This is a genomic window from Paracoccus suum (genome assembly GCF_003324675.1).
GTDB lineage: Bacteria > Pseudomonadota > Alphaproteobacteria > Rhodobacterales > Rhodobacteraceae > Paracoccus > Paracoccus suum.
On sequence record NZ_CP030918.1, the window covers coordinates 335,146 to 351,667 of the forward strand.

Here is a 16,522-nt window from a genome sequence, read left to right on the forward strand (position 1 = left end):
ACCCGCCAAGGTCTGACTGTCAGGCAGCGCCTACGGTCAGGCCCTTTTGCACCGCCGGCCGGGCCTCCCAGGCCGTGACCCAGCGGCCGACATTGGCGAAGTTATCGAGGCCGGTCTCGGCTGCGGCGTTGTAATTGCCGCGCAGGTTCCGAACCCAAGGGGCGGTCGCGATATCCGCGATCGAATATTCGCCCGTGATCCAGTCGCGTCCCTCGAGTTGCCGGTCGAGGACGCCCAGCAGGCGGTTCGCCTCGGCAAAGTAGCGCTCTCGCGGGCGCGGGTCCTCGATCTCCTTGCCCTTGTAGCGGTGGAAATAGCCGACCTGGCCGAACATCGGCCCGACGCCGCCCATCTGGAACATCAGCCATTGCAGGGTGTGGTAGCGTTCTGCACCGTCCTTCGGCAGGAAGCGGCCGGTCTTGTCGCCAAGATAGATCAGGATCGCGCCTGATTCGAACAAGCCCAATGGCTTCCCGCCCGGTCCGTCTGGATCGAGGATCGCGGGGATCTTGTTGTTGGGGCTGAGGCTCAGGAACTCGGGCGTCATCTGGTCGGCGGCCTCGCCGATGTCGATGTGGTGCGTCTCATAGGGCAGGCCCAGCTCTTCGAGCATGACCGAAACCTTGACGCCGTTGGGCGTCGGCAGCCCGTAATACTGCAGCCGTTCAGGGTGGCGGGGCGGCCAACGCCGCGTGATCGGAAAATCGGTGATCTGCATCTTGCGTTCCACTGTGGCGATTGCTCGAAATGAGGTATGCTCGCGCCCGGGCGGGAACAACCCGCGCCGAAACACCGAGGGACACATGATCCAGGAATTCAAGGAATTCATCGCCCGGGGCAATGTCATGGACATGGCCGTGGGCATCATCATCGGCGCCGCCTTCACGGCCATCGTCACCTCGCTGGTCGGTGACCTGATCAACCCCCTGATCGGCCTGATCACCGGCGGCACCGATTTCAGCGGCTATTACGCCGTCCTCAAGGGCACCGTCCCCGAGGGCGCGACCCTGCAGCAGGCGCGCGATGCCGGCGCCTCGGTCTTTGCCTACGGCGCGTTCCTGTCGGCCATCATCAACTTCCTGATCATCGCCTTTGTCGTCTTCCTGCTGGTCAAGGCCGTGAACCGGATCAAGGAAACCGCCATCCGCAAGAAGGAGGTGGCCGAGGTCGCCGCGGGTCCGACCCAGGAGGAACTGCTGGCCCAGATCCGCGACCTGCTGGCCGAACGTCGCGCCACGGTCGGAACGCCGATCCCCGACCGCCTCGCCTGAGGGATGTGCGCGGGGTCCAGACCCCGGGCCTACTTTGTCAGAGGCCCAGCGCGGCCTCGGGGGTCAGACTTTCCAGCCCCAGCGCCTCGCCCACCGGCGGCGAGGTCAGACGCCCCTGATCGATCGCCAGCCCGGCCCGCAGGTGCGGGTTGGCGAGCAGCGCCTCGCGCCAGCCCTTGTCGGCCAGTTGCAGCACGAACGGCAGCGTCGCGTTCCCGAGCGCCTGTGTCGAGGTCCGCGCCACGGCGCCCGGCATGTTGCCCACGCAGTAATGCATCACCCCGTCGACCTCGTAGATCGGATCCTGGTGAGTGGTCGCATGCGAGGTCTCGAAGCAGCCGCCCTGATCGATGGCGACGTCCACGAGGGCCGAGCCGGGCATCATCGTCGACAGCTGCGCGCGGGTCACCAGCTTGGGTGCGGCTGCACCCGGGATCAGCACCGCGCCGATGACCAGATCGGCGGTCGGCAGCAGTTCGGCAATCGCGGCTTCGCTGGAATACTGGGTGGTCAGCGTGCCCATGAAGACATCATCAAGATAGCTGAGCCGCGGGATAGAGCGGTCGAGGACGGTAACGTTCGCGCCCATGCCGACCGCAACCCGCGCCGCCGCGGTGCCGACGACCCCGCCGCCGACGATCACGACCCGTGCCGGGCGCACGCCCGGAACGCCGCCGAGCAGGACCCCGCGTCCGCCATTGGCCTTTTGCAGCGTCCAGGCCCCGACCTGCGGGGCCAGGCGTCCCGCGACCTCGGACATTGGGGCCAGCAGCGGCAGGCCGCCCATGCGGTCGGTGACCGTCTCGTAGGCGATGGCGGTCGCGCCCGAGGCGAGCAGGTCGCGTGTCTGATCGGGATCGGGGGCGAGATGCAGATAGGTGAACAGCACCTGCCCCGGGCGCAGAAGGTGACGCTCGGTCGCCTGCGGCTCCTTCACCTTCACGACCAGGTCGGCGGCGGCAAAAACGCTGGCCGCGTCGGGCAGGATCGCGGCGCCTGCCGCGATATAGTCGTCGTCACTAAAGCCTGAACCAAGGCCCGCGCCGGCCTGGATCACGACGTCATGGCCGTGACTGACGGCCTCGCGCGCCGCGGCCGGCGTCAGGCCGACGCGGAACTCCTGTGGTTTGATCTCCGTCGGGCATCCGATCTTCATGTTGATTCCCCGTTGATTTGTCTGTGTGGGCAGCTTGGCGCAAGGCGGCCGCGATGTCTCGCCCGGCGCTGTCGTTGGATCGCCTGGCCGCGGAAAATGCTTCCTCGAAGTTGCGTTTGTCACGCGAGGGAAAGGGTCATCTGACCGACTGCAAAGCTACCAATGTCCATGGCTCCATTTCGGCCTTGCGCGATGACGCCACAGCTTTTGATGATGCTAAGTGACGGCCTTCTTTGCGGTTCGCGAGGCAGCGTGCGCGCTCGCCCTAGAGCAGACGGCCGGTATCCTACGTCCTCAGACAGACGGGGATCAGGTTGCTCTCAATAGCGCGCCGCCGCGCGACCCTGGTTGAGTCACGCTCGGTCGTTAATCTTCTCGCGGAACCTGCAGAATGGGGGCCGCCGTTGAGCTTGGTTGTAGACCGCCGTGATCCGTTAACCATGGGGGGCCCCATTGGAAACTACCCCCTTGAGTTATTGAACTAATCCTCTAGGGAGAGTCTGGATCTGCATGAGGGGGTAGGGATGATTCAGCCGATAGCGAATGGGCAAGTACTGACGGTTTCGGGGACAGCGTCGGTCTCGAATGGCTACAGCCGGATCAGTGTTCATTACTCCTTGGGTGCGATCACTGTCACGGACAACAACCAGGTCCAGACCAACGTGCCGGTTCAGGGCGACATGTCCGCTGTCCGTCACCTCGACTTAAGCGGGCTTGCGGGCGCCGGAGGCTATGTCTTTTGGGATGCGCCCTACAATAACCGGGTCACCGGTAGCGCGCAGGCGGATTACATATACCTTAACGGCCAAGGCGACGACACCCTCCGGGGCGGAGGGGGTGACGACTATCTGTTTGGCAACGAGGGGAACGATTCCCTGGGCGGAGATCGGGGCCTCGACCGCCTGAATGGGGGCGCGGGTGACGATCTCCTAAACGGCGGCGGGGGGAACGACATCATCGACGGCGGCGACGGCTCGGACACCATGATCTTCTCCGGCGCGCGCGCCGATTACGAGATCAATTTGGTCAACGGGAACTATGTCATCAGCCATGCGGGCGGGATCGGCCGCGACGGCACCGACACTTTCGCAAATGTCGAGTTCCTCAAATTCAGCGATGCAACCATCGCGGTCGACTCCACACCTACAAATCTTCAGCCGATAGCGAATGGGCAAGTACTGACGGTTTCGGGGACAGCGTCGGTCTCGAATGGCTACAGCCGGATCAGTGTTCATTACTCCTTGGGTGCGATCACTGTCACGGACAACAACCAGGTCCAGACCAACGTGCCGGTTCAGGGCGACATGTCCGCTGTCCGTCACCTCGACTTAAGCGGGCTTGCGGGCGCCGGAGGCTATGTCTTTTGGGATGCGCCCTACAATAACCGGGTCACCGGTAGCGCGCAGGCGGATTACATATACCTTAACGGCCAAGGCGACGACACCCTCCGGGGCGGAGGGGGTGACGACTATCTGTTTGGCAACGAGGGGAACGATTCCCTGGGCGGAGATCGGGGCCTCGACCGCCTGAATGGGGGCGCGGGTGACGATCTCCTAAACGGCGGCGGGGGAACGACATCATCGACGGCGGCGACGGCTCGGACACCATGATCTTCTCCGGCGCGCGCGCCGATTACGAGATCAATTTGGTCAACGGGAACTATGTCATCAGCCATGCGGGCGGGATCGGCCGCGACGGCACCGACACTTTCGCAAATGTCGAGTTCCTCAAATTCAGCGATGCAACCATCGCGGTCGACTCCACACCTACAAATCTTCAGCCGATAGCGAATGGGCAAGTACTGACGGTTTCGGGGACAGCGTCGGTCTCGAATGGCTACAGCCGGATCAGTGTTCATTACTCCTTGGGTGCGATCACTGTCACGGACAACAACCAGGTCCAGACCAACGTGCCGGTTCAGGGCGACATGTCCGCTGTCCGTCACCTCGACTTAAGCGGGCTTGCGGGCGCCGGAGGCTATGTCTTTTGGGATGCGCCCTACAATAACCGGGTCACCGGTAGCGCGCAGGCGGATTACATATACCTTAACGGCCAAGGCGGCGACACCCTTCGGGGCGGAGGGGGTGACGACTATCTGTTTGGCAACGAGGGGAACGATTCCCTGGGCGGAGATCGGGGTCTCGACCGCCTGAATGGGGGCGCGGGTGACGATCTCCTAAACGGCGGCGGGGGGAACGACATCATCGACGGCGGCGACGGCTCGGACACCATGATCTTCTCCGGCGCGCGTGCCGATTACGAGATCAATTTGGTCAACGGGAACTATGTCATCAGCCATGCTGGCGGGATCGGCCGCGACGGCACCGACACTTTCGCAAATGTCGAGTTCCTCAAATTCAGCGATGCAACCATCGCGGTCGACTCCACACCTACAAATCTTCAGCCGATAGCGAATGGGCAAGTACTGACGGTTTCGGGGACAGCGTCGGTCTCGAATGGCTACAGCCGGATCAGTGTTCATTACTCCTTGGGTGCGATCACTGTCACGGACAACAACCAGGTCCAGACCAACGTGCCGGTTCAGGGCGACATGTCCGCTGTCCGTCACCTCGACTTAAGCGGGCTTGCGGGCGCCGGAGGCTATGTCTTTTGGGATGCGCCCTACAATAACCGGGTCACCGGTAGCGCGCAGGCGGATTACATATACCTTAACGGCCAAGGCGACGACACCCTCCGGGGCGGAGGGGGTGACGACTATCTGTTTGGCAACGAGGGGAACGATTCCCTGGGCGGAGATCGGGGCCTCGACCGCCTGAATGGGGGCGCGGGTGACGATCTCCTAAACGGCGGCGGGGGGAACGACATCATCGACGGCGGCGACGGCTCGGACACCATGATCTTCTCCGGCGCGCGCGCCGATTACGAGATCAATTTGGTCAACGGGAACTATGTCATCAGCCATGCGGGCGGGATCGGCCGCGACGGCACCGACACTTTCGCAAATGTCGAGTTCCTCAAATTCAGCGATGCAACCATCGCGGTCGATAATTTTTGGGGCTGAATGATTTCCTATAGCTTCTTATCCCAATAGTTAAGTAAGATCGGTCCGCGCCGAGTGCCCAGCCGTCCGGGGCGTCCTTACCGCCGTCGCTCTCGATAGCGACGCGAATGGAGGGCGGGATAGAGAAATAGCCCCGCAGCCGGGCTGCGGGGCTATTGAATGAAAAGTTCGCTGACGTCGTCAGGACCTTCTTACAGCGCGCCTTCGCGCTGGGCCTTCTTGCGCGCGAGTTTGCGCGCACGGCGCACGGCCTCGGCCTTCTCGCGTGCCTTCTTGACCGAAGGCTTCTCGAAATGCTGCTTGAGCTTCATTTCACGGAACACACCTTCGCGCTGAAGCTTTTTCTTCAGCGCACGGAGCGCCTGTTCAACGTTGTTGTCGCGAACACTGACCTGCATGTGGTTGTCACCACCTTCCTGGGTTAAAGTTGATCTGATCTGCAGGAAGCCCGGCGCCTAGCAAAGCCGTGCCCGCTTGTCCAGTAGGAAGCAGCCATGACCGACGCCAAATCCGCACCCTCCGCCGACACTCTGCTGGATGCCGTGCTGGTCCATGTCCCGTTCGAGGGAATGAACCATCGGGCCTTGGTCGCCGGCGCCCGCGATCTGGGCGTCGCGATGCGCCTGGCCGAGGCGCTGCTGCCCGGCGGCGCGGCCGGCCTGGCCGCGGCCTATCACCGGCGCGGCGATGCGGAACTGCGCGCCAGCCTCGCGGCCGAGCCGCCGCAGGGTCGCTTTCGTGACCGGATTGCCGAGGCGGTGATGCGTCGGCTGGCGCTGGCCGACGCCGAGGTCGTGCGCGCCGGTGCGGCGGTCATGGCGCTGCCGCCGAACCTCGCCCTCGGGCCCCGGCTGATGGGCGAGACGGCGCATGTCATCTGGAACGCGCTCGGCGACACCTCGGACGATGTCGCATGGTGGACCAAGCGCCTCAGCCTCGGTGCGGTGATCGGCGCGACAGTGCTCTACTGGCTGGGCGATCGGACGGCCGATCAGTCGGCGACCCGCGAGTTTCTGGACCGACGAATCGGCGAGGTCATGGGGTTCGAGACCCTTAAGGCGCGCGTGCGCCGCGTGCCCGGTGTCGCCGCGATGGCCCAGGCGGCGACCGGCTGGATCCGCGCGCCGCACCGGGAAGGCGGCAAGCCATGAACGGTGTTCCCGACGAGATGACCGCGGTCGAGATCGCCGAGGCCGGCGGCCCGGAGCAGCTGCGCCCGGTTCGCACCGCCGTGCCGGTACCGGGCCACGGGCAAGTGCTGATTCGCGTGGCCTACGCCGGGGTGAACCGCCCCGACGTGCTGCAGCGCCGCGGGCTTTACGCACCGCCCCCGGGCGCCTCGCCGCTGCCGGGACTTGAGGCGTCCGGCCATATCGCGGCAATCGGCCCGGGCGTCGTCGGCCTCGCCCAAGGCGAGGCGGTGTGTGCCCTGCTGCCCGGTGGCGGCTATGCCGAATACGCGCTGGCACCCGCGGCGCATGTCTTGGCCGTCCCAGCCGGTATGACCCTGCAGGCCGCGGGTTGCCTGCCCGAGACCGCCTTTACCGTCTGGTCGAATGTCGTCCAGCGCGGCGGGTTAACCGCGGGCGAGGTCTTTCTTGTCCATGGCGGCTCGTCCGGGATCGGAACGATGGCAATTCAGGTCGCGAAAGCCTTGGGGGCCCGCGTTTTCGCAACCGCCGGCAGCGATGCCAAATGCGCCGCCTGCGAGGCGCTCGGCGCGACGGCTATCAATTATCGCGAGGCCGATTTCGTCACCGTGGTGAACGAGGCAGGCGGCGCCGACTTGATCCTCGACATGGTCGGCGGCGACTACATGGCCCGCAACTTGGCCGCCATGGCGGAGGATGGCCGGCTGGTGATGATCGCCCAGCTGCGGGGGATCAAGACGGAGGTCAACCTCTCGACCATCATGCGCAAGCGGCTGACCGTCACCGGCTCGACCCTGCGACCCCAATCCGACCGCGCCAAGGGGGCCATCGCCTCGGCATTGCGCACGCACCTCTGGCCCATGATTGAGGGCGGCGCAGTCAAGGTTCTGATCGACAGCGAATACCCTCTGGCCGAGGCGACCGAGGCCCATCGGAGGATGGAGAGTTCGGAGCACATAGGAAAGATTGCCCTGCGCGTTGGCGCCGGGGATTGACGACCTAGGCGGAGTTCGAACCGCTGTAGAGGCGTTGGAACTGTGCCGTAACCGCCGCAAGGGTAAAACCGCCATCCAGCGCGCGACGCTGCGCCTGCGCCCCCATCCGCTCCAGAGTTTCAGGCTGATCGACCAGCCGCTGAATAGCCTGCGCCAAGGCTCGTCCGTCGGCAGGATCGAGGACGATACCTTCGCGCCCATGCCGCACAAAGGCAGTGCAGCCCGGGTGCGCCGAAACGATCGACGGCCGCCCGACTGCCCCCGCCTCGGCAATGATGCGCGGCGTGCCCTCAGGGTAGCGCGTGGGCAGCAGCAGGACATGCTGGCGGGCGAGCAACTCGGCCATGCCGTCCATGGGAACTTGGCCGAAATGGTCGATCAGCCCCTCGCCCGCCATCGCGGAGATCACGTCCATCGGAACGGCATCAGGATCACCGCCTGCGGGACCTGCCAGTCCGATCCGGACCGGCGCGCCTGCAGCCTTCAGCAGCCGCGCCGCCTCCAGCACCCCGCCCACCCCCTTGGCCTGGAGCAGCCGTCCAGCGAAGAGGCACCGCAGCGGCGCGCCCTCGGCCGGCCCAGCAGGCATCGGCGCGGGAGGAAATTCAGCCGGATCGAATCCGGCGCCCGAAATAACGACGGATCTCTCCTGTGACACAACGCCCGCTGCCACCAAGCGCGCCCGATCCGCGGGGTTTTCGAAGGTCGCAACCGTCATGCCGCCACCCAGAGCGTGCCGCAGTCCGGAGGTCACAAGCCGCTGGCGTCGGTCTGGCGGGTCAGTTGCGAAAACTCGGCCAAGCCCTGGAAACGTGGCGATTACCCGGAGGCCTTTTGGTCCCGCGAAGCGCAGCGCACCGCCCCCGAACAGCGCTGGCTTCAGCGTAATGAGATGGATGACATCCGGTCTGAAATGGCGCACCGCCGCGAGCACACGCCGGCCCAAAAGCAGATCGCGCCACGGTTCGAGTCTGTGCCGCGCGAGTGGAAACAGATCAAGCTCGGCGTAGATCGACGGGCCGGCGGCGACAGCCTCGCCCGATTGCCCCGGGTCGGCCGGGATGCCCGCAGCCGCCCGCGCAACGGACGCCGGAGAATCCGGCAGCGGCGCATCCGGCGCGACGCCGCAGAGCAGCGCAACGCTGGCCCCCTGCCCGGCCATGATCCGCGCCATGCCCTCGCGGTGCGCGCGCCAATAGTCCAGATCATGGCAGACATAGAGAATTCGCATCACGCGTCCGTTGCCGCCCTAAGTCCGCCCGTCCTGTTTGGTGATATCGCCGATCAGCACCTGAAGGACAGCGTCACCGGCAACTTTTCGCGCGCTCGCCAGCAAGGCGCCGCGCAGCAGGGCCGTGTGCGCCTCGGCGGTGAAGTTGCCGTCAAAGCCGCCGGTGTTGGCATGGATCATTAGCTGGCGCAGCAGCGCGTCCCGAAGCTGGTTCTCCTTCTTGAACACGGCCTCCTGTTGATCCTCCGCGGTCTCGATCGACAGCGACAGGATCATCATCCCCTGCACGGTCCCGCCGCGGACGAGGGGGACAAAGAATTGCTGGGGAAAGCTGAAGCTGGCGAGTTTCGCACCCGTCTTTTCGAGGCTGTCAGCTTCGCCATCCGCGCTAGGTGCCTCGGACAACGTCGGTGTCTCGGCCCCCTCTGCCCCTGTGGCGGCCTCCGCGTCGTCAGCGGCCGCAGGTTGGCCCGGTACGGGCGCTGACGTCCTGGCGCGCAGGACGTCGCCCCCGAACGCGCCGGCGGCGACGCCCAGCAGCGCCAGCAACAAGGGCAGAATGCGCCGGATCACCCCGTCACCATGGCAGAACGATGTCAGCCACTTGCTGACCGTACCGCGGCTGCTGGACGTCGGTGATCTGTCCGCGGCCGCCATACGAGATTCGCGCCCCGGCGATCCGGTCGTAGGCAACCTCGTTATGGCGGTCGATGTCCTGCGGGCGAACAAAGCCGCCGACCGTCAGCTCGCGCAGTTCGTAATTCACCCGCACCTCTTGCGAGCCTTCAATCCGCAAAACCCCGTTAGGCAGCGTCTCAAGGACGGTGGCCGCGACGCGCACCGTCAGCTTGTCGCGACGCGAAATATTGCCGCTACCCTTGTAGCTGGACTGCGCTTTCGCGCTGGCCAGGTCGGCCAGCGATGCGCCTTCGGGCAACATCGGGTCGAGGCGCTGGGGCAGACCGGCCAATGCGTCGATGCCGACGTTATCGGAGGCGCTGCGCGAGCGGCCTGAGGTGTTCTGCATCTCGGCCCGGTCGTCGATCTGGATCACAACGGTGACGATATCGCCGCGGGCGGAGGCGCGACGGTCACGCACAAGCGAATTTTGCGAACCCGCCCATAGGGACGCGCCGGCATCGGGGGTCGCGGGACCCGGCGGGATAAACAGCGGAGGGTTGGTCATCGCGGCGTAGTCGGCCGACTCCTTGGGGGCGGTCAGATCGGGGGTGCGGCCGACGTTGGCGGCACGCTCGCATCCGGCAATCGCCATCAGGGCGATCAGCGGCAGGCCGGTATAGGCCAGGCATAGAGTGCGGGACATTCTGCTCCTCATGGGCGGGTCACGACACTCAACGTGCCGTCGGGGTTGACTGTCGCGGTCAGCGTGACGCGCGAGGCGATGTTCAGCACGCGAATGGTCTCACCAGCGCCGCCCCGGCCAAGGGCGCGGCCCTCGGTCGAGATCGACAGTCCGTCGCGTGTGTAAAGTACGGTGACGAGGGCGTTGCGCTCGACCAGCGTGGGATTCGTCAGGTTGGCCGCCAAAAGCGGGCGGCCTTCGTAGATGGTGGTGCGCGCTTGGCGGCCGATCGCCGCAGCGGGATCCTCGATGCCGCCCACCGCCGCGGGCGACAGGGCCAGATCGTCCTCGGCGATCACCGTTCCGGCTGGCAAAGTGCGCAGCGCCGTCAGGCTGGCCGCCTGGCTGACGGCCGGCGCGACAATCCCCATGAGCAGGGCAAGAATCTCAGCGCGCATCACCGCACCTGCACGGTTGCGCTGAGCATCTGGTCGGCGGCGGTAATAACCTTGGCGTTCAGCTCGTATCCACGCTGGGCCTTGATCAGTTCGGTCACCTCGCGCACCGGATCGACCGAGCTTTCCTCCAGATAGCCTTGGCGCAGCGTGCCCAAACCTTCGGCCCCGGGGGGCCCCACGGTCGGGGCGCCCGAGGCGCCCGTCTCGAGGAACAGGTTCGATCCGATCGCCTCGAGGCCCTTTTCATTCACAAAGCCGGCCAGCGTGAATTGGCCGAGCATCTCGGGCTCGGCGCGGCCGTTGAAATAGGCATACACCTCGCCCGCCGGATTGATCGAGATGCTGCGCGCCTCCTCGGGGATGGTCACGCCCGGGGCGACCGGAAAGCCGTCCGAGGTGACGATCTGCCCCTCGGCCGAGCGTTTCAGACCGCCGTCACGGGTGTAGGCCGCCCCGCCAGAGGGCAGCGTCACCTCGAGGTAACCGTTTCCATCGATGGCGATGTCGAGGTCACCCTGGCTGTGCACCAGCGTGCCCTGCTGCGGTTGGATCGAGACCGCCGTCGGACGCACCCCGAGGCCGAGTTGCACGCCGGCCGGGACCATCGTGCCGTCGCTGGCGGCGATGCTGCCGGGACGCACGGCCTGCTGGTAAAACAGGTCCGCGAACTCTGCCCGGCGGGCATTGTAGCCGGTGGTCGACATGTTCGCGAGATTGTTCGAGATGACATCCACGCGGGTCTGCTGGGCGCTCATGCCGGTCGCGGCAATCTGAAGGGCGTTCATCAATCAGCCTTGCGGTTCGGGGCGGGGTTGTTGCCGCCGATCACGGGATTGGTCTGGTTCATCGGGTCAGCGTGGTGATGGCGGCGCGGATGCGCTCGTCCTCGCGGTCCAGCAGGGACTGGCCCAGCTCGTAGTTCCGCTGCACCTCGACCATGCGCGAGACCTCGAACACCGGATCGACATTCGATGCCTCGAGAAAGCCTTGGCGGAGGCGCGTGCCCTCGGCCGGCACCGGCGCGGTGCTCGCCTCGAAAAGCGTGCCGCGCCGGTGCTGAAGCGCGGCAGGATCCTCGACGGCAAAGACGCCGATCCGCGCGACGGGCTCGCCATCGGCCGACACGGTGCCGTCCGGGCCGATCGCGACCGAGCGGACGCCCGGCGGGAGGGTGATCGGCGCCAGGCCATCGTCCAGCAGGCGGTTGCCGTCGCCGTTCACCAGCTGGCCGTCGGCATTGGGCTGGAAGGCCCCGGCACGGGTCAGGCGGTTACCGTCGGGGGTCGCGACCATGAAAAACCCGTCCCCCTCCAGTCCCAGGTCGTATTGCCCTCCGGTCTTGGCCAAGGCAGCCTGGCGCAGGTCGGCGATGCGGCCGCGGGCATGGCCCATCGACAGGGTGCCGCCCTCCGGGCCGGGGCCGAGCGCGCTCATATGTTCGGCAAAGATCACGCCCTCGCGGCGAAAGCCGGTCGTGTCGGCGTTGGCAACGTTGTTGGCCACCACGCGCATCTCGCGCAGCAGGCCAGCCTGACGCGACAGCGTGGCGTATATGGCGTTGTCCATACCTCAGCCCCCCGCAACCAAGGGCAGAATGCGGTCGCTGAAGAGCGACGCCAGCGTCGTGGTCATGAAGCTCATGGTGACCCAGAATACGCCCAACATCAGCGCGACCTTGGGCACGAAGGTCAGCGTCATTTCCTGGACCGAGGTCAGCGCCTGGAAGAGGCCGATGACGACGCCAGTGATCAACGCGACGGCCAGCAGCGGAGCAGACATGCGCACCGCGACCCAGAGGGACTGGCGGACCATGTCGAACAGCATGTTTTCGTCCATAGCCCGCCTCCTCAGACCGGCATCCGCAGGATTTCCTGATAGGCCTCGACAACCTTGTCGCGGATCGCGACCACGGTCTCGAGCGCCAGTTCCGCCTCGGCGACGGTCTGGACCAGCTGCGGCACGGCAACGCTGCCTTTCAGCGCGCCGGTGGCGGTACTGTCGACCGCCTCGAGCGCCTGCATGAACCGATCGCCCGAAGTGAGCGGTCCGGTTGCGGGAGTCACCGCGGCGGCGCTGTGTCCCGGCTGCGGCGCGATGGTCACGCGCGCCCGGTCATAGGCCGATGCGGCGGCCGAAGTGATGGGTGTGAACATTTCCATTCCCTCTCTAGCGGCGCAGTAGGTCGAGCAGCGCGCCATTCATCGCGCGCGATTGCTCGAACACCTTTAGGTTGGCCTCGTAGCTGCGGCTCGCCTCGCGGGAGTCGGCGAGTTCGACCACAAGATCGACGCCCGACCCGTCGTAGAACCCCTGTGCATCGGCCATGGGATGGGACGGATCGAAGACCCGCGGCAGCGGGGTGCGATCCAATTGCACCCGGCCGGCGACGACGCCGCCCGTCTCGTGGCCGAAATCGCGACCCGGCTCGAACGCGACCATCTTGCGGCGGTAGCCGGGGGTGTCGGCATTGGCGATGTTCTCGGCCACGTGGCGCAGCCGAATGGCCTGAGCCTTGAGGCCCGAGGCGGCGATATCGCCGGGCGACAGATCGGCCATGGCCGTCAGCCGCGCTTGTTGATGGCGCTGCGCATCAGGCGCAGGCCGGACTGGTAGACCGTGACGGCCAATTCGTGCTCGCGCCGCGCCTCGGCGGCCCGCACCATCTCATCCTCCAGCGAGACGCTGTTGCCGTTGGGCGACGGCTCGCCGCCCGCATCCCTGGTCCGCGGCAGATGCGCCTGGCCGATCTCGCCGAGGTGTTGGGGTCGGGTCTGGCGCAGCGCCAGTTGGCCCGCGCCCGTATCGGGGTCAAACGGCACGACGTCGCGGCTGCGATAGCCGGGCGTGTCCGCATTCGCGACGTTGCGCGCGATTTCGAGTTGCCGCCCGGCCGCATGGGCCATGGCCGAGCGCGCCATCTGCATCATTCCGCTGCGGTCGAGCATTCTGCATTTTCCGTCAAACACCCTGCGATAAACCCGGTCTTAACCGGCAATGGTTTAGAAATCGTTTCGCGGCGCCGACTCTTTGGCCGCGGAGGTGGCGGATGAACCAGATGCAATCCATCGTCCGGCGGATCGCCGCGATCGATCCCGTTCAGCGGCTTGGCCGGATCGTGTCGATCGGCGCGGGCGTCGTGACGGTCGGTGGAATCGGCACGCGCGCGGCCATCGGCGACCGGCTGCAGTTCGCCACCGGTGTCGCGGGCGAGGTCGTGCGCCTTGGCCCGGAGGGTGCGAGCGCCTTGATCGAGGGCAGCCTCGACGGCCTAGCCATCGGCGCCCTGGCCGAACTGGGGGCTCGCGCGCAGATTGCGCCGCACGACGGGTGGCTCGGGCGGGTAGTGGACTGCTTTGGCAATCCCTTGGACGGCCGCCCCCTGAACGCAGGCGCCGTTCCGCGGGCGTTTCGCGCCCCCCCGCCCCAGGCGGCTGAGCGGGGCCGCCTGGGCGCGCGGATTCGCACCGGGCTCGCCGCGTTCGACACGCTGCTGCCGATCGTGCGCGGCCAACGAATCGGACTCTTCGCAGGCTCGGGCGTGGGAAAGTCGACCCTGCTCGGCAATCTCTCGCGCGGGATGGAATGCGATGTCGCGGTCATCGCCCTGATCGGCGAGCGTGGGCGCGAGCTCCGCGAATTCGTCGAGGAGGTTCTGGGGCCCGAGGGGATGGCCCGCGCGGTGATCGTCGCGGCGACATCGGATCAATCGCCCCTGCTGCGCCGACGCTGCGCCTGGGCAGCCATGACGGTGGCCGAACATTTCCGCGATGCAGGCAAGCATGTCCTGTTCATGGCCGACTCGATCACCCGATTCGCCGAGGCGCACCGCGAAATCGCCCTCGCCGCGGGCGAGGCGCCCAGCTATCGCGGCTTTCCCGCCTCGACGGCGCATCTGATCATGTCGCTCGCCGAACGCGCCGGCCCCGGCGTCGAAGGCAGCGGCGACATCACCGGCATCTTCAGCGTGCTGGTCGCGGGCTCTGACATGGACGAGCCGGTCGCCGACATCCTGCGCGGCGTTCTGGACGGGCATGTCGTGCTGGATCGCGCGATTGCCGAGCGGGGTCGCTTTCCAGCCGTCGACGTCCTGCGCTCGGTCTCGCGCTCGCTGCCGGCGGCCGCGAGCGCAGCGGAAAACGCCCTTCTCATGCGCGCGCGGGCCATGCTCGGCGCCTATGCCGAATCGGAACTGATGATCCGCGCCGGCCTCTATGCCCCTGGGTCGGACCCGCAACTGGACGAGGCCGTGCGACTGAACCCGGCCATCGACAGATTTGTCGGGCTGTCGTCCGCCAGTGTCAGCGATAGCTTTGCGTGCCTTGCAACTGCTCTCGGCGTCGCGCCGCCCACGGGCCATGGCGGGACGTAAGTACGCCGTCACAGGGAACCTTCACGCCGCATTTCCGTTTTCCCGCAGTCCGGCACCACAACGTGAGGTCGGGCCAGGCAACGGGGAGTATGTGGTGCAGAAAGACCTTGATGCGACCGACGACCCGCGCCGCAGCGTCGCTGATGAAGCAACGTTGGCGGAGAACGTGTCCCTGACGGACGATGACGTGGTGACGCTGGTCGAGGAACGGGCCCTGGTCACCAAGCGGCGCTATGAATCCGGTGTGGTTCGCGTGCGGACCGTCACCGAATCGGTGGATCATATCGAGCGCGCGGCGCTCGAGTTCGAGACAGCCGAAGTGACGCACCACCCGATCAACCAGTTCGTCGATCAGATGCCGGCTCAGCGCGAGGACGGCGACGTCACGATTGTACCGGTGGTTGAAGAACGGCTGGTGGTAGAAAAGCGCCTGTTCGTCACCGAAGAAATTCACATTCGCCGCAAGCGCCACACCGAAGATGTGGAACTTCCGGTGACTCTGCGTCGCCAGCATGCCGTGGTCGAGCGGCTGGACCCTTCGGGCGCAAGCCGCGACGAGCCTTTGTAGGCTGCGGCGCAGACGACCGTGTTTAACCAGTAAACGAGGAATATCTCATGTCCATGACCACCGACTATGGTTCGACTCGTAGCCTTTCGGCGATGTTCGACACCCGCGCCGAAGCCGATCGCGCGGTCGCCGCGCTGATGGAGGCCGGGATCGCCGACGCCGTCCTGACCGGCGGGGAAAACCAGGGCTACGGCTCGGTCGCCACCGACCCGACGCTGGCCGAGAACCGCGACCGCGGTTTTTTCGAGCAGCTGGGCGACTTCTTCTTCCCCGATGAGGACCGCTACACCTATGCCGAAGGCCTGAACCGGGGCGCTTTCCTGGTCACCGTCGACAACATCCCGCCGGATCAGTACGAGCGTGCGCTGGACATCCTCGACGACGAAGGCGCCGTCGATCTGGACGCCCGTGAGGCCGAGTGGCGTTCGGAAGGCTGGACCAACGATCCGATGGTCGGCTCGATGGCTGCAGCGACCACTACCCGTGACGAAGGTCTGCCGGGCACCGTCGCCAGCCGCACGGTTGACCGCGCTGCCGACGCCCTGACCGGTGACCGCACCTATGCCGCGGATCGCACCTATGCCGAGGACGACCTGAATCGCGACGGCAAGATCGACATTGTCGAAGAGCGCCTTTCGATTGCCAAGCGCGAGCAGGAACTGGGCCGCGTCCGCGTCCGCTCCTACGTCAAGGAAACCCCGGTCGAAGAGACCGTGAACCTCCGCGAGGAGCATGTCTCGATCGAGCGTCGTCCAGTGGACCGCGCGGCGACCGACGCCGACTTCCGCGATCAGTCGGTCGAGGCCCGGGAATACGCCGAGGAAGCCGTCGTCAACAAGGAAGCCCGCGTGGTCGAAGAGATCGCGCTGAAGAAAGAGCAGAGTTCCCGCGACCAGGTCGTCCGGGATTCGGTGCGCAAGACCGAGGTCGAAGTCGTTGACGAGCGTAACGACAGCCTCCGCGGTGGTGTTCTGCGCGACGAAGACAAGATCTGATTC

The 16,522-nt window shown here is 66.0% G+C and carries 21 protein-coding genes; 8 read left to right on the top strand and 13 right to left on the bottom strand.

Annotation, left to right across the window (positions count from 1 at the left end):
* Positions 1-19 precede the first annotated feature (19 nt).
* Positions 20-718 (bottom strand): glutathione S-transferase N-terminal domain-containing protein, encoded by a 699-nt coding sequence (locus tag DRW48_RS01575; RefSeq protein ID WP_114077278.1) that lies wholly within the window; start codon positions 716-718, stop codon positions 20-22.
* A gap of 85 nt (positions 719-803) precedes the next feature.
* Here DRW48_RS01575 and mscL point away from each other — a divergent pair, with 85 nt between their 5' ends.
* On the top strand, positions 804-1,271 hold the full coding sequence (gene mscL / locus DRW48_RS01580; protein WP_114077279.1) for a large conductance mechanosensitive channel protein MscL: 468 nt from the start codon (positions 804-806) through the stop codon (positions 1,269-1,271).
* A gap of 37 nt (positions 1,272-1,308) precedes the next feature.
* Here the strand turns inward: mscL and ald are convergent, their stop codons facing one another.
* Positions 1,309-2,427: an alanine dehydrogenase gene (gene ald, locus DRW48_RS01585; protein ID WP_114074884.1), complete on the bottom strand. Its 1,119-nt coding sequence runs from the start codon at positions 2,425-2,427 to the stop codon at positions 1,309-1,311.
* A gap of 524 nt (positions 2,428-2,951) precedes the next feature.
* Here ald and DRW48_RS01590 point away from each other — a divergent pair.
* Together DRW48_RS01590 and DRW48_RS01595 are read left to right on the top strand one after the other, a co-directional pair.
* Positions 2,952-4,037 carry a calcium-binding protein gene (locus tag DRW48_RS01590; RefSeq protein ID WP_114074885.1) on the top strand — a complete coding sequence of 362 codons (1,086 nt, stop codon included), beginning with the start codon at positions 2,952-2,954 and terminating at the stop codon, positions 4,035-4,037.
* Complete coding sequence (locus DRW48_RS01595) at positions 4,034-5,449, top strand: calcium-binding protein (RefSeq protein WP_114074886.1); 1,416 nt, start codon at positions 4,034-4,036, stop codon at positions 5,447-5,449. The genes DRW48_RS01590 and DRW48_RS01595 overlap by 4 nt, the downstream gene beginning before the upstream one ends.
* 191 nt (positions 5,450-5,640) lie before the next feature.
* Here DRW48_RS01595 and rpsU read toward each other — a convergent pair whose 3' ends face one another.
* On the bottom strand, positions 5,641-5,847 hold the full coding sequence (rpsU, locus tag DRW48_RS01600) for a 30S ribosomal protein S21 (protein ID WP_011748553.1): 207 nt from the start codon (positions 5,845-5,847) through the stop codon (positions 5,641-5,643).
* Between the two features lie 96 nt (positions 5,848-5,943).
* Here rpsU and DRW48_RS01605 point away from each other — a divergent pair, with 96 nt between their 5' ends.
* The gene (locus tag DRW48_RS01605) at positions 5,944-6,600 is read left to right on the top strand and encodes a COQ9 family protein (RefSeq protein ID WP_114074887.1); all 657 of its coding nucleotides are present in this window, start codon (positions 5,944-5,946) and stop codon (positions 6,598-6,600) included.
* On the top strand, positions 6,597-7,595 hold the full coding sequence (locus DRW48_RS01610; RefSeq protein ID WP_241963329.1) for an NAD(P)H-quinone oxidoreductase: 999 nt from the start codon (positions 6,597-6,599) through the stop codon (positions 7,593-7,595). The genes DRW48_RS01605 and DRW48_RS01610 overlap by 4 nt, the downstream gene beginning before the upstream one ends.
* A gap of 4 nt (positions 7,596-7,599) precedes the next feature.
* On the opposite strand, the gene DRW48_RS01615 is transcribed toward DRW48_RS01610, so the two are convergent.
* The 10 genes from DRW48_RS01615 to DRW48_RS01660 are packed head-to-tail and all read right to left on the bottom strand — an operon-like array spanning position 7,600 to position 13,532.
* Complete coding sequence (locus DRW48_RS01615) at positions 7,600-8,826, bottom strand: glycosyltransferase (RefSeq protein ID WP_114074888.1); 1,227 nt, start codon at positions 8,824-8,826, stop codon at positions 7,600-7,602.
* 18 nt (positions 8,827-8,844) lie between these two features.
* The gene (locus DRW48_RS01620) at positions 8,845-9,399 is read right to left on the bottom strand and encodes a hypothetical protein (RefSeq protein WP_114074889.1); all 555 of its coding nucleotides are present in this window, start codon (positions 9,397-9,399) and stop codon (positions 8,845-8,847) included.
* Between the two features lie 4 nt (positions 9,400-9,403).
* Entirely contained in the window at positions 9,404-10,150 is a 747-nt protein-coding gene (gene flgH, locus DRW48_RS01625; protein ID WP_241963330.1) for a flagellar basal body L-ring protein FlgH, read from the bottom strand.
* A gap of 8 nt (positions 10,151-10,158) precedes the next feature.
* Positions 10,159-10,587 carry a flagellar basal body P-ring formation chaperone FlgA gene (gene flgA / locus DRW48_RS01630; RefSeq protein WP_114074891.1) on the bottom strand — a complete coding sequence of 143 codons (429 nt, stop codon included), beginning with the start codon at positions 10,585-10,587 and terminating at the stop codon, positions 10,159-10,161.
* Positions 10,587-11,372 carry a flagellar basal-body rod protein FlgG gene (flgG, locus tag DRW48_RS01635; protein ID WP_114074892.1) on the bottom strand — a complete coding sequence of 262 codons (786 nt, stop codon included), beginning with the start codon at positions 11,370-11,372 and terminating at the stop codon, positions 10,587-10,589. Before flgG ends, flgA begins: the two co-directional genes overlap by 1 nt.
* Before the next feature lie 58 nt (positions 11,373-11,430).
* Entirely contained in the window at positions 11,431-12,153 is a 723-nt protein-coding gene (locus DRW48_RS01640; protein ID WP_114074893.1) for a flagellar hook-basal body complex protein, read from the bottom strand.
* Between the two features lie 3 nt (positions 12,154-12,156).
* Positions 12,157-12,423: a flagellar biosynthetic protein FliQ gene (locus DRW48_RS01645; protein ID WP_114074894.1), complete on the bottom strand. Its 267-nt coding sequence runs from the start codon at positions 12,421-12,423 to the stop codon at positions 12,157-12,159.
* 11 nt (positions 12,424-12,434) lie between these two features.
* Positions 12,435-12,740, bottom strand: a complete 306-nt coding sequence (gene fliE, locus DRW48_RS01650) for a flagellar hook-basal body complex protein FliE (protein ID WP_114077281.1) — start codon at positions 12,738-12,740, stop codon at positions 12,435-12,437.
* 13 nt (positions 12,741-12,753) lie between these two features.
* Positions 12,754-13,143, bottom strand: a complete 390-nt coding sequence (flgC, locus tag DRW48_RS01655; RefSeq protein WP_114074895.1) for a flagellar basal body rod protein FlgC — start codon at positions 13,141-13,143, stop codon at positions 12,754-12,756.
* Positions 13,144-13,148: 5 nt separating this feature from the next.
* On the bottom strand, positions 13,149-13,532 hold the full coding sequence (locus tag DRW48_RS01660) for a FlgB family protein (RefSeq protein ID WP_114074896.1): 384 nt from the start codon (positions 13,530-13,532) through the stop codon (positions 13,149-13,151).
* 110 nt (positions 13,533-13,642) lie between these two features.
* On the opposite strand from DRW48_RS01660, the gene DRW48_RS01665 reads away from it, so the two are divergent.
* From DRW48_RS01665 to DRW48_RS01675, 3 genes are all read left to right on the top strand, one after another.
* Complete coding sequence (locus DRW48_RS01665; protein ID WP_114077282.1) at positions 13,643-14,956, top strand: FliI/YscN family ATPase; 1,314 nt, start codon at positions 13,643-13,645, stop codon at positions 14,954-14,956.
* Between the two features lie 94 nt (positions 14,957-15,050).
* Positions 15,051-15,524: a YsnF/AvaK domain-containing protein gene (locus tag DRW48_RS01670; protein ID WP_199286138.1), complete on the top strand. Its 474-nt coding sequence runs from the start codon at positions 15,051-15,053 to the stop codon at positions 15,522-15,524.
* A 47-nt stretch (positions 15,525-15,571) separates the two neighbouring features.
* Entirely contained in the window at positions 15,572-16,519 is a 948-nt protein-coding gene (locus DRW48_RS01675) for a YsnF/AvaK domain-containing protein (RefSeq protein WP_199286139.1), read from the top strand.
* Positions 16,520-16,522: the final 3 nt, after the last annotated feature.

Excerpts from the sequence above, each read along its gene's own strand:
- DRW48_RS01575 (WP_114077278.1), bottom strand. The coding sequence starts at position 718 with ATGCAGATCACCGATTTTCCGATCACGCGGCGTTGGCCGCCCCGCCAC.
- mscL (WP_114077279.1), top strand. The coding sequence starts at position 804 with ATGATCCAGGAATTCAAGGAATTCATCGCCCGGGGCAATGTCATGGAC.
- ald (WP_114074884.1), bottom strand. The coding sequence starts at position 2,427 with ATGAAGATCGGATGCCCGACGGAGATCAAACCACAGGAGTTCCGCGTC.
- DRW48_RS01590 (WP_114074885.1), top strand. The coding sequence starts at position 2,952 with ATGATTCAGCCGATAGCGAATGGGCAAGTACTGACGGTTTCGGGGACA.
- DRW48_RS01595 (WP_114074886.1), top strand. The coding sequence starts at position 4,034 with ATGATCTTCTCCGGCGCGCGCGCCGATTACGAGATCAATTTGGTCAAC.
- rpsU (WP_011748553.1), bottom strand. The coding sequence starts at position 5,847 with ATGCAGGTCAGTGTTCGCGACAACAACGTTGAACAGGCGCTCCGTGCG.
- DRW48_RS01605 (WP_114074887.1), top strand. The coding sequence starts at position 5,944 with ATGACCGACGCCAAATCCGCACCCTCCGCCGACACTCTGCTGGATGCC.
- DRW48_RS01610 (WP_241963329.1), top strand. The coding sequence starts at position 6,597 with ATGAACGGTGTTCCCGACGAGATGACCGCGGTCGAGATCGCCGAGGCC.
- DRW48_RS01615 (WP_114074888.1), bottom strand. The coding sequence starts at position 8,826 with ATGCGAATTCTCTATGTCTGCCATGATCTGGACTATTGGCGCGCGCAC.
- flgH (WP_241963330.1), bottom strand. The coding sequence starts at position 10,150 with ATGTCCCGCACTCTATGCCTGGCCTATACCGGCCTGCCGCTGATCGCC.
- flgA (WP_114074891.1), bottom strand. The coding sequence starts at position 10,587 with ATGCGCGCTGAGATTCTTGCCCTGCTCATGGGGATTGTCGCGCCGGCC.
- flgG (WP_114074892.1), bottom strand. The coding sequence starts at position 11,372 with ATGAACGCCCTTCAGATTGCCGCGACCGGCATGAGCGCCCAGCAGACC.
- DRW48_RS01640 (WP_114074893.1), bottom strand. The coding sequence starts at position 12,153 with ATGGACAACGCCATATACGCCACGCTGTCGCGTCAGGCTGGCCTGCTG.
- DRW48_RS01645 (WP_114074894.1), bottom strand. The coding sequence starts at position 12,423 with ATGGACGAAAACATGCTGTTCGACATGGTCCGCCAGTCCCTCTGGGTC.
- fliE (WP_114077281.1), bottom strand. The coding sequence starts at position 12,740 with ATGTTCACACCCATCACTTCGGCCGCCGCATCGGCCTATGACCGGGCG.
- flgC (WP_114074895.1), bottom strand. The coding sequence starts at position 13,143 with ATGGCCGATCTGTCGCCCGGCGATATCGCCGCCTCGGGCCTCAAGGCT.
- DRW48_RS01660 (WP_114074896.1), bottom strand. The coding sequence starts at position 13,532 with ATGCTCGACCGCAGCGGAATGATGCAGATGGCGCGCTCGGCCATGGCC.
- DRW48_RS01665 (WP_114077282.1), top strand. The coding sequence starts at position 13,643 with ATGCAATCCATCGTCCGGCGGATCGCCGCGATCGATCCCGTTCAGCGG.
- DRW48_RS01675 (WP_199286139.1), top strand. The coding sequence starts at position 15,572 with ATGTCCATGACCACCGACTATGGTTCGACTCGTAGCCTTTCGGCGATG.